Source organism: Thermococcus sp., assembly GCF_026988555.1.
Taxonomy (GTDB): Archaea; Methanobacteriota_B; Thermococci; order Thermococcales; family Thermococcaceae; genus Thermococcus.
The window spans coordinates 42437-53363 of the sequence record NZ_JALSLB010000038.1; the positions used below are offsets into that span (position 1 = coordinate 42437).

At 49.3% G+C, this 10927-nt stretch carries 14 protein-coding genes; 4 read left to right on the top strand and 10 right to left on the bottom strand.

Going from position 1 to position 10927, the window contains the following annotated elements; translation table 11 throughout:
* The 8 genes from MVK60_RS05715 to MVK60_RS05750 all read right to left on the bottom strand — a co-directional run bounded on the left by MVK60_RS05715 (window position 1) and on the right by MVK60_RS05750 (window position 5780).
* A complete protein-coding gene (locus tag MVK60_RS05715; protein ID WP_297437356.1) occupies window positions 1-1200 on the bottom strand; it encodes an MFS transporter in 1200 nt (399 codons plus the stop codon).
* Window positions 1160-1519: a hypothetical protein gene (locus MVK60_RS05720; protein WP_297437358.1), complete on the bottom strand. Its 360-nt coding sequence runs from the start codon at window positions 1517-1519 to the stop codon at window positions 1160-1162. Before MVK60_RS05720 ends, MVK60_RS05715 begins: the two co-directional genes overlap by 41 nt.
* A 287-nt stretch (window positions 1520-1806) precedes the next feature.
* Window positions 1807-2337: a hypothetical protein gene (locus tag MVK60_RS05725; protein WP_297437360.1), complete on the bottom strand. Its 531-nt coding sequence runs from the start codon at window positions 2335-2337 to the stop codon at window positions 1807-1809.
* A gap of 67 nt (window positions 2338-2404) precedes the next feature.
* Complete coding sequence (locus MVK60_RS05730; RefSeq protein WP_297437362.1) at window positions 2405-2710, bottom strand: hypothetical protein; 306 nt, start codon at window positions 2708-2710, stop codon at window positions 2405-2407.
* Between the two features lie 6 nt (window positions 2711-2716).
* Window positions 2717-3496, bottom strand: coding sequence for a hypothetical protein (locus MVK60_RS05735; RefSeq protein ID WP_297437364.1), 780 nt, complete (start codon window positions 3494-3496; stop codon window positions 2717-2719).
* 208 nt (window positions 3497-3704) lie between these two features.
* The gene (locus MVK60_RS05740) at window positions 3705-4478 is read right to left on the bottom strand and encodes an S-methyl-5'-thioadenosine phosphorylase (protein ID WP_297437396.1); all 774 of its coding nucleotides are present in this window, start codon (window positions 4476-4478) and stop codon (window positions 3705-3707) included.
* 86 nt (window positions 4479-4564) lie between these two features.
* Window positions 4565-4936 (bottom strand): hypothetical protein, encoded by a 372-nt coding sequence (locus MVK60_RS05745; RefSeq protein WP_297437366.1) that lies wholly within the window; start codon window positions 4934-4936, stop codon window positions 4565-4567.
* Between the two features lie 13 nt (window positions 4937-4949).
* A complete protein-coding gene (locus MVK60_RS05750; protein ID WP_297437368.1) occupies window positions 4950-5780 on the bottom strand; it encodes a hypothetical protein in 831 nt (276 codons plus the stop codon).
* 227 nt (window positions 5781-6007) lie between these two features.
* Between MVK60_RS05750 and MVK60_RS05755 the strand changes: the two genes are divergently transcribed.
* Both MVK60_RS05755 and MVK60_RS05760 read left to right on the top strand, forming a co-directional pair.
* Window positions 6008-6736, top strand: coding sequence for a proteasome assembly chaperone family protein (locus tag MVK60_RS05755; RefSeq protein WP_297437370.1), 729 nt, complete (start codon window positions 6008-6010; stop codon window positions 6734-6736).
* A gap of 10 nt (window positions 6737-6746) precedes the next feature.
* Window positions 6747-7130: a DUF473 family protein gene (locus MVK60_RS05760; protein ID WP_297437398.1), complete on the top strand. Its 384-nt coding sequence runs from the start codon at window positions 6747-6749 to the stop codon at window positions 7128-7130.
* Here MVK60_RS05760 and nucS read toward each other — a convergent pair.
* Both nucS and radA read right to left on the bottom strand, forming a co-directional pair.
* Window positions 7127-7885, bottom strand: a complete 759-nt coding sequence (gene nucS / locus MVK60_RS05765) for an endonuclease NucS (RefSeq protein ID WP_297437372.1) — start codon at window positions 7883-7885, stop codon at window positions 7127-7129. The genes MVK60_RS05760 and nucS overlap by 4 nt on opposite strands.
* Window positions 7886-7915: 30 nt before the next feature.
* Entirely contained in the window at window positions 7916-8980 is a 1065-nt protein-coding gene (gene radA, locus MVK60_RS05770; protein ID WP_297437374.1) for a DNA repair and recombination protein RadA, read from the bottom strand.
* Between the two features lie 1028 nt (window positions 8981-10008).
* Here radA and MVK60_RS05775 point away from each other — a divergent pair.
* Window positions 10009-10641 carry a DNA-binding protein gene (locus MVK60_RS05775; RefSeq protein ID WP_367270854.1) on the top strand — a complete coding sequence of 211 codons (633 nt, stop codon included), beginning with the start codon at window positions 10009-10011 and terminating at the stop codon, window positions 10639-10641.
* Between the two features lie 119 nt (window positions 10642-10760).
* Window positions 10761-10907: a hypothetical protein gene (locus MVK60_RS05780; protein WP_297437376.1), complete on the top strand. Its 147-nt coding sequence runs from the start codon at window positions 10761-10763 to the stop codon at window positions 10905-10907.
* Window positions 10908-10927 lie beyond the last annotated feature (20 nt).

Genomic DNA, 10927 nt, shown 5'->3' on the forward strand with positions numbered 1-10927 from the left:
TCAAAAGCCATGACCAACCGCCCGAGTGGACTTAAGCTTGAGGAGGATCAAAATTCCAACCGGAGTCAGTGACGCTGGAATAAGAAACGTTAACCCCGGGCCGATGCCCCAGAGAAAAGTCCCAACTACAGGCCCCGGAACCGCGGAAAGTTTGGCCAGCGAAGATTTGAAACCGAGAACAAGGGCCCTGTGTTCAGGCGTCGTGTTCTCGATCAGGTACCTGCTGGAGGCGACGTTAAGTTGCTCGACGAAGGCGAGAAACCACAGAGACATAAAAGCGCCCGAGAACGGAGCGAGTGCGAAGAGAATTAGCAGGGGGATGGAAAGGAAATCCTTCAGTATTAGGGAGTTCAAACTGCCGATTCTGTCCACAACATAGCCGGCGATAAATGCTCCAACGAGGGTTACAAAGCCTATAGAAGAGTAAAGCCAAGAGATTTGAGAAACCGTGAGCGAGTAAACCTTTTGAAGGAACACAGGGACGAAGGGAGACGCTATAGAGCTGACGAAGAGCTCAAAGCAGATGTAAGCCATGAAAAGCTTCAGAAGGGGCTCTTTAAGCAGTGCCACCCCCTTAAGAGCTTCCCCAAATCTTTCAAAGGCTCCGTCGGTTTTTCTCGCTGCGGTTTCAGAAACACGGAAGTAGAGAAAAATGGAGACAGCTACAAACGGGGCCGAGAGGGTAAAAAGACGGGGATTATCGAGCCTCCCTGCCAGAGAGCCGAAGATGAAGTAACTCAGGATTCCGGAAGCACTGCTCGCCATGAAGAGAAGCGATATCGCCTTTCCCATACAGTCTATCGGTACGGACTCCGCTATGAGGGAGAACAACGCCGGGGAGGGAGCGATGAAAGATGCACTAAGCACTATCGCAGGCAAAACGAGCAATCCGCCACCCGAATCCGCCACAAGGGCGAGGGAAAGCAGGGCCAGCACCTCAAAAACCGCCGATACAAGGATTACACGCCTCCTCTCGTGTGAATCAGCCAAAGCCCCGGCAACAATTGGCAGGAAGCCTGCGAAGACGTTGCTAACCATTGCAAAGAGGCCCACAAGAGCAGGACCACCGATGGAGGCGAGGGTTATGTTCAGGTAGTAGCCGATGAGATAGGCCACCGCAAAGACGTTTATGGAGTAAGCCAAGAGCAGTGTCCTAGCGTTACCGCTCTTTAGCAGTGTCCGATAGCCGGGAGTTGCCAAGCCTAATCACCTTCACCGCAAAGCCTTTCCTCCTTGCCTCGGAGTAGAGGTCGTCAATGGTTCTTAAAAGCTCCATCTTTAGGCTTTCATCGACTTCCAGCTTCTCGATTTCAGTTTTCAGTCTTTTCCAGGCTTCGTCGTTCCTGCGTTTGGTTTTCTCATTGCTCCTCCACGTGAGAAAAGCAGCCAACACCGCAGCACCGATGAGGATGAAGACATTCCTGTGCGTCTCAGGCAGGAGTGAGGCGTAGAGTGCAAAGAGGGCTATGGCAACGACTTCTGGAATATCACCGGCGGAAAAGAGCCTCACGACAACCACCAGAAGACGTTAAAAGAGTGAATTAAAAAAGTTTTCTACATCAGAAAACGCCTCAGCAAGTGGAAGACCCAAAAAGATTAGAAAAATCAACTAACAACTCCCCTTTCGCTTACAAGCCCGGCACATTTATCCGCGCAGCAAAAGACAAACGTTAAAGAGAGTAAAGCTAAAACAAGCATGAAGATTTACTTGAGGAGAAGAGATAAAACCCGAAAGCAGAAAAAACCTTTAGGGATAAAACCCAAAAGAAGTCGATGGTTTTCCCCCATTGCCACCACCGGCCGACTTTAAGTCTTAACCCTAATCTTCTTGTACTCTACGACAATCACCAAACCATCCTGCTTTATTGTAATCCTATCTGGAAGTTTTCCATCAAGCTGAATTTCGTATGTTGGCAGTCCGGGAGTTTTTGGTCTCAGTAAGAGCGTGTTACCCTTCTTCGTGACGTTAAACGAGTCGAGGTTGTTGAGTATTGAGGCGAAAGGGTCGAGGGCGTTGACGTCCTCTATGGTGGCGTTGAGGACAAACGTTCCGTTGGAGGTTACAACCTTCTGGATGCCCTTTTCAATGATGATCTTTTGAACCATGGAGCTGTTTATGTAATCTTCTCTCGTGATTTTGTCTGGCTTTGTGAAGTTCACGTAGCTCTCAAACGTCTGGTTGCCGATTTTTATTGTTTCATGCGCCGTGAAGGAATTAATGGAGTGCCAGTAGAAGAGGACATCCTTAATCGAATTACTTGAGGAGGAGATACATCCGCCAGCTGAAACTACCATTGTCAAACAGAGGACAATAAAAGCTATGAGAATCCTATTCATTTTTCACCCCCCACTTTAGATGCTTTAATTAGCATAGAGATTTGCCAACATAGATAGCAATATCCGTTTACTGGGATTCATTCGTCTTAATCCGAAAAACTTTGAAGTATACTCCACGTTTCTTTGACTTTAGGAATGTTTTTATTTCAGTGTAGAGCTGTTCTTTCACATTGTCTTCAATATCAAGCTCTTCCATAGTTTGTCTGAGGGACGCATCCATTTCTGACTCAGCAAGTTTCCTGTTATAAAGCGTCAAGAAAGCCGCTAAAACTGCAGTTCCAAGTATTCCCCCGATATCCCGGTAGTTATCCGGAAGAATTGAAATATAAAAAGCCCAGAGGGCTATAGCTAAGATGTCAACACCCTTTCTCATGAGGCATCACCCACAGGCATGTATCATCTTACAGAACTTGGAGGCTCCCCACGTTCCACAGATGGTTCCACCCCCAAATTCTAGTGCATATTGAACAAAATCGTCACATGGTGGAATACAAGCTGCTACGCATATAACTACAATCCACGGCTCTTCAATAAATGCTGCGCAAAATATCCCACATACACCTCTGCATCCAATTTGAACAATTCTATGAACTCCAAATCCACAAGCAAAGGCAAAGAAGTATTTACATATCGTACATTTCCCAGGCAGTCCCCACTCAGGAGCAGGGATTGACTTAACTACCTTTTCAAGTTTCCCGTTTTTATAGTAGTATATTTCAACTGTTTTGTTTTTATATATAGCTATCCCAGTGGCATCGCCAAGTTCATTTCTAACATGTATTACAGTTGCACGATATTTCCCATATGCTGGGACTTTTATGATTTCAGTTGTCCCCTTTGATGAAGAAACCAGTAGAATCGTAGCATTATTGAAATCTGGAGTGAAATGAAACCCATAGAGGTTCCTTCTCAAAGCTAATGAATCCTTAACATTAAATGCTTCAAGTGCTTTAAAGTAAGCTACCGGGCCCTTCAGTTCCTGCACCTTGAGATCCTTCGGCAGGCTCACGTTCCCGGAGCAGCATGGGCATCCAACGGTTTGAGGGGTGCCCTGTGTTGACTTTGGCACAGTATCGGACGCCGCCATAGCAGAGCTGGCCGTTAGACCCCACACGAGGAACACAACTACTACAGCCAGGAACCGCTTCACGAGCATCACCAGCATTAATGAAGACAAACTCATATTTAAGCTTTACTCTTTACTATCGTGTATTTGTTTTTTTTTTCAAAGTTAGATAAAAGACTTTACTTGGAGTTTGTCCAACAACAATCCGTGGAGATTATTTAGGTTTAAAAGCGCACCAACAGGCAGTAGTAACAAAAGCAACAGAAACAACAAACAAAATAGAGGGAGAAGTACCAAAATTTCACACGAACATTGTCCTAAGCACATCGGCACAGCCACACTTCCTCTCCTCCGGAATCCCCGGGATGGCCTTCTTGAGCAACTCCTGAACCTTGTAGTTGTTCTCGGTCATAACCTTGAGAACCTCCTGTGCATCGACGGGCTTCTCGGCCCAGACGTCGTAGTCAGTGACGGTCGCTATGTTCGCGTAGCACATGCCGAGCTCTCTAGCGAGGTTTATCTCAGGCACAAGGGTCATGCCAATGATGTGGGCGTACTGGCGGAACATGAAACTCTCCGCCCTAGTTGAGAACCTCGGGCCTTCAATGCAGACGTAGGTGCCCTTCTCGTGGACGGGGAAGCCGAGCTCTTTTGCTGTTTCGTAGAATATCTTCCTCATTTCCGGGCAGAACGGGTCGGCCATCGAAACGTGGGCGACGCGCGGCCCGTTGTAGAAGGTGTAGTCCCTCTTCTTGGTGAAGTCGATGAACTGGTCTGTTATGACGATGTCCCCTGGTTTGTACTCCTCGCGGAGCGAGCCGACGGCGGTAACGCCTATGACCCTCTCAACGCCGAGCTCCTTGAGAGCCCAGATGTTTGCCCTATAAGGAACCTCGTGCGGCGGAAACTCGTGGTGCTTCCCGTGCCTTGGGATGAAGGCTACCTCAACGCCCCCGATTTCACCTATTTCCACCGGAGCAGAGGGCCTGCCGTAGGGCGTGTGAACCTTCAGGGTTTCCTTCGGCTCGAAGACGCCGTAGACTCCAGAACCACCTATGATGCTTATCCTCGGCATGGTCATCACCGTGTTAAATGATACCCCGAATCATATAAGGGTTGCCTTTCCAGTGGAAATATAACTCCCCAGGTTAACCAATGGCATTATCTTGCAGTCCCGCGGGAAGGCAGTAATAAACCCAACGACAGCAGAGAACCGTACCAGAGGACAAGCCACGGCAGAAAAACGAGGGCCGTGTGTAAGTCAACTCCACCTAGAAAAACGCTCGGAAATTCAAAGAGAAGAGCGATTGCCACGTAAACCATCAGGGGAGCCTTCAAAGGCAACCGGGAACCGGAAAAACCCAGTAGAAGCTCAAACATGGTCATAACGACGATGTAACCCAACCAAGCGAGAGCCGGCAGTTTATCGAAGATTAGGAAGTTGTACATAATCGTCAAAAAGAGTGGATAGGTAAAGGCGAAAGCTCTCAGGAAGAGCCTCAAAAAGATGAGAAAACGAAGGGAGTATCGCATATCTCACTACCTCTCACGAATAATAATGCCAGACCTTGGACATGTCAGGGTTCGTATCCACAGTGTCCATAAGAGGGTTCCACGTATTGCTAACATAAACTTCAATGGAAGAGGAATAAGGCTTAATCCCATAGCCGTGGGTGGGCGCTGGCGTTGCATATGTCTGACTTATCTCATGGCAAAGCAAATATCCACATTCTGTGTAAGTGCTAAATGTCGTTGGAAATGTTATTAGGCCATCTTTGACTTTGATGTTCTCAATGTCCTCGCAACCATAACTGCTATCCCGTCCAGGATACCTAACACAACGAATCTTATTGTATACATCATCAAGTGAAGGGTTCGGATGGTCTTCATCATAAAAATGGAGTTCATACGTTACACTTGTTGAGTCATAATAGACAACGATTTTAAAGAGGTCATTATGACCATTCACGTTGTATTGGTATCCTTTACTGTCAGTTCCTGCTCCCCCATCAATATCAACTTTCACTTGAACCCACCAGTGTATTGGGTATGGAATCGACGAGCTCATCGGAGCGTAGTAGTAATCGTAAACCTTACCGTTATTCCTAACGGAGGCAACTTTAATGGGCTTCACAACCAAAACTTTAGCGTTCTTGGGATAAAAGCTCTTCTGGAGAACAAGGCGTGTAAGTTCATCCCCAAAGTGGGGATTCTCTACAGTTCCTCTGGCTTTGTTCAGGTCACTCTTGCAGTGGACAAACATGTCAACTGCCGTCCATCCACTTACATCTGCCCGAGGCCTAAGCACTAACAAACCCTGAAAAAACAAAACAGACACCAGCACTCCAGCCAAGAGTCTTGCCCATCTCAAGGACATCACCACTAGACATTGGCATTAGACCCGTACATAGTTTTCTATTGACAATAGTTTAAAACACAAAACTCAAAATAGAAAGTATGGACGCCTTAAGGAATTTCTAATGATTTCTCGTAATATTCGACCCGTTATAATACAAGACAAATCGACCCAACATTGACTCCGGAACGATGGAGTCCAAAACTTTAATAACCTCTGGGAATTAAATATTGGCCGGAGGTGGTGGGATGGAAAATGGGAAGCCGGTAAAGGTCGTCCTACCGGAGATCAAAAAACCAATTTTCATCGAGGGCTACCCCGGGGTCGGGCTGGTTGGGCACATAGCGGCCAACTTCCTGGCCAGGGAGCTTGGAATGAAGATGATAGGCTACGTGGAGAGCCCGTTCATTCCGCCGATGAGCATCATCCTAGAAGGAAAACCCAACCCCCCGCTCCGATTCTACGGAAAGGACAACATAATCGTGGCGGTTGCGGACATCTACGTCCCGCCCACCCTGGTGAGCGAGATAGCCCGGGAGCTCGTGAGGTACCTCAAAAAAAGCAACGCCCAGAAGATAATATCGCTCGGCGGCATAGGAATAGGCCTCTTCAAGGAGGAGATGGACGTCTGGGGAGTTGGAGCCAAGGAGGAGCTGAACAGAGAGCTTGAGGACCTGGGGGTGAAACTCCTCCAGTACGGTTCAATAATGGGGATGAGCGGAAAGCTCCTCTGGGAGGCGAGCAAGGAAGAGCTCAGCACCTATGTGCTGTTGGGGGAGACCTTCGGGGACAGACCCGACCCGAGGGCCGCTGCCAACGTTGTGGAGGTTCTGAAATCGCTGACTGGAATAGACGTGTCAACAGAACCGCTTCTCAAGGAGGCTGAGGGGATAGAGGAACAGCTCAGGAAGATGCATGAACAGATGGAAGCGGCCCGCCAGAAGGCCCAGAAGCAGTACGAGAGCATCTACCTATGAGGTGATGGGGATGGAGGCAGTTGTGCTGGCGGGAATGGCAAGGCGTATCCTCGACGAACTCATGAGGAACCCGTACAGGACCGTTGAACTCAGGGGGGCTAGGAACGTACTGGCCGTTGAGGAGGCCCTGGAAAGCACCCTGCGGCTGTTCCTGACGTACGATCCGTTCAGCGATGTGAGGGTGGGTACCGAGGGGCTTCTGGTGGAGCTGCTTGGTGCAGAAAAGCTGGAGACAAGGGTTCCATGGGAAGAGAGCGACGAGAGGGAAGTAACCGTATGCAGGGCCAAGGTAAAACTGGTCGGTCTGGGAAGGGTGGTTGAGGTCGAGAACAGAAGAGGGGTGATGATCGTCCACATCCGTGAGCCAATACCGCAGGAAATGGGGATGGGCTAAAGGAGTGTTGTCTGTCTGCCCTTTCCAGCACCCGTGCGCCGTGGGGGTTCAAGCTTCCGGAACTCCAGCCCCTCTTTCTCAAGGAGGCGTCTGGCCCCGGAGGTTAAGGATGGAGCAACCAGAATGCCCCTAACGTTTCCCCCATTCTCTTCCACCAACGTTTCGACGTAGCGCTTCAGCTGACTTACGGCATGAAGCTCGGCCCTCCTGCGCTTCAGTTCGAGCACAACGAGGTTGTCCCGCGAGTCCTTCCCGAGTATATCAACTATGCCGTGCCGTATCTGTTTCTCACGGAACAGAGGTCTAAACCCGGGTTCTATCAGTTCCGGACTTCCAAATATCATCTCGGCCATCTCGGATTCACTCCCGGTAAGAGAAAGCTCCTCGTAATCCTCTGCCCGAAACGCGGAGACCATATACACGTCTTCAAGTTCAACTTCCAGGATTTCACGCGGTTTTTTACGTACAGAAACCAGAATGGGGTCCTCCCGGAGTTCAAGACGGACCCGACTTCCAGGCGGTTGCCAGTTCACGGGTTCCCGCTTCTTGGCCTGATGGATGAGAAACGAACCGTCCGGCTTTATAAGTATCACCCGGTCCCCCGAGCCAAGTTCACTCTTTGCTCGACCATCGTAGTGCACCCTGCAGCGGGCGAAGATCGTGAGCACATCCCCCTCCAAAAGGGCCGAGTCCACGATGTTCACGAGTTCTTCTGTGGAAGGGTTTGTTGAAACCAGGACTTTTTCCCCGGACATGGGGGAAAATTGGAGGGGGTGTTAAAAAGTTTAATCCTCTGCCCCCTTCTCCGTGATCCGGAATATCGCCTCGCCTTCGGGAAGATGGGGGCTGTCTATGAGCCTGGCCACGCGCTTGCCGGCCTTGCCTTTCCTCAGGTAAATCCTAAGCGTCGCGCTGTGGGCCAGGATGTGGCCGCCTACTGGCCTCGTCGGGTCGCCGAAGAAGGCATCGGGCTTGGCCTGAACCTGGTTTGTGACGAAGACCGCTATATCGTAGAGGTCCGCTATCCTGTGCAGGTCCGAGAGGTGTTTGGCCAGCTTCTGCTGCCGCTCTGCAAGGGTTCCCCTGCCGACATACTCGCTCCTGAAGTGGGCCATGAGAGAATCCACTATTAGGAGTTTAACCGGCCTATCGGTCTCGGCCTTCTCTTTGATTATCTCCTCAGCCCTCTCGATGAGGAGCATCTGGTGGTTGCTGTTGAAGGCTCTGGCAACGTAGATGTTCTTGAGCACCTCGTCCGGGTCGAGACCACGGTTCTCGGCGATCTGTCTTATTCTTTCGGGTCGGAAGGTGTTTTCGGTGTCTATCCAAACGACAGAGCCGTGAAGACCACCTTCCTCGTGCGGGAGCTGAACCATCACCGCCAGGGTATGAGCGAGCTGAGTCTTTCCGGAGCCGAACTCTCCGAATACCTCCGTTATGGCCTGGGTCTCGACTCCGCCGCCGATGAGTTTGTCAAGGCTCTTGCTTCCTGTGGAGACCTTGCCTATGATGCTCCGCTTTGCCATGTACTCATCGGCACGCATGAATGTCCCGATGTTTGCCGCTTCCCTCGCGGCTTGGATTATCTTGAGGGCGGCACCCTCACTTATGCCGGCTATCTCCTTGAGCTCCATTGGGGAGGCAACTGCAATGGCCTCGATGCTATCGTAGCCAGCATCCCGAAGTTTCTCGGCGGTGGCGGGGCCCACCCCAGGCAGGTCCTCAAGGTTTTTAGCGGTGGAGGCCGCTTTACTCTTAGTTGAACTGGAGGAGGTCTCTTCCACAACATCGAGCTCTTCAAATTCATCAAGCTCTTTTATTTCATCTTTGGCACTCTTTTTCTTAGCCATGAAGTCTCACCCACCGAAACTACCTTTGGTGGGGGTAAAGATTGGAAGGTTATATACTTTTCTTTTTATAGGACCCGACGGGGGAGAAGCGGCACGCGAACCAATCACCACAACACGAGCTGCAGGTTCCCAGTGGTGGTGCTGAGGAAGAGAGAATGCCTGTTTCAGGGGAAAAGAACAGCATAGGAACTCGTTTCCCAGAAAAAGCCGAGGATTTTATCACTATCAGCCCAGCACCATGGGGTGCTCCCATCGAGGTCCGGGCTGAGCACGGGGCATCCGTGTAGTAACCGAGCAGGAAAGGGTCTGTCCAGGTTGAAGCTTCCTAAGAACGTCAAGGTACGTGAGCCCCAGGGAGCAACGGGATCAAGGTGTTCAATACGGGCCGGCTCTTAAAAATGCATCACAACGTGTCCAGTGTGCAACGTGAATGGTTCCAGTGGAAGGAAAGGTCCTTTTCGATGGTCGTCTCATATGGGCCCCAGAGTTTCATTTCCACTGGAACTGGGGTTTGGAGAATGGACGGTTTCACAACGGCGAAAAATGTAAATAAGGGATTTATATCCAAAGCTACCAACGTCAACCAGTATAGTGTTCATAATATCACCTTAAAATCGCTGAAAATTAGTTAACTTAAAATAAAAAATCGTATATTTATGAACATTGTTCATAGGAATATATAAATATCATCAGTTCTAGAAAGTTGGGATAGCTTAATTAGGAAGAAAACGTAGTTTAAAGTAGCTTTACAAAGCCTGCCTCCACAGGAAATGAAACTCCCTGGGATTACAGATGTGCTTTTATATTTAAAATCCTTAAGCGGTTTTGTTTTCTCATATTGTACTTAAATAGGCTTCAGTGTATATTCTATGATGCACTTTTATAATCATTCTTCTTTCAGTGGAAGTCTCATCGGCCCCCACCCGATCTTTACACATGAAAACTTTCAATATCCATTTGCGGTCAGTATCGAGTGTTGTTTCCCCTGGAAACGATACGGTTATTAACTCCTGAGGCTATTTCGCCTGGTGGTTCCAGTGGAGGATATTGAGGAGACCATACTGAGGTGGCTCAGGGAGGGTGAGGATAGTGCTAAAGACATCGTTGACCTCCCCTGGGTCGTGAACCCGGTTCGTGATCATGTGTACCTGGCGGAACACCCTCGACTGCCGTTTACTCTTCTGCTGGTTTTTTCCGATGAGTTCGTTCAGCTGGTGGTTCCACTTGGACTGGAGACGCTGTCAATGAACACTGAGGACCGGCTTAGGATTTACCATGCTCTCCTAAAGCTCAACGACGGCATCAACCTGCTCAAGTACACCCTCTCAAGCATGAACGATGAGGTCACCCTCCGGGTGGATCTTGATAAGAAAACCCTCGGTAAATCCGAGTTCAATGACGCGCTCACCGTTCTCTTGGTGGGTCTTCAGGCCGCGGTCACCAATCTCGGGCTTGAGGAAGAATTTTCCAACGAGATCTTCGAACGCCTCGTTGGTATGGTTGTCTCAAGGCTTGAGAAGGGTGCCACAAAGGAGGAACTCATGCAGTTTCTGGTTCAGAAGGTCGGGATGCCTGGGAAGGACTCCAGAGAACTGCTTGCTATGGTCTTGAAAGCGCATAAGGAAGCCTCCTCCAGGACTCAGGATGTTGGGTATTTCTGACCATCCTGTTCGTCTCGGACCCTTCTTTTTACATTCTCCTGTCCAGCAAGGCATATAAACCCCTGACTGCTACTTATCCCTGCTTCCACTGTATCCAGTGCGTCCTGTGGAGTGTGTGTTTGATATCCAACTTGTTTAAAAATAAATTGCCATATATCCCAAATAATATTAAAAATATGGAAAAAAAAGAGGATGAATTTAATGCTTCATGTCAAATAAACATGGCTGAGTATGATTTCCAGTGGAGTGGTGGTGAGCATGGATGATACTTACCTGGGTTCGGTGT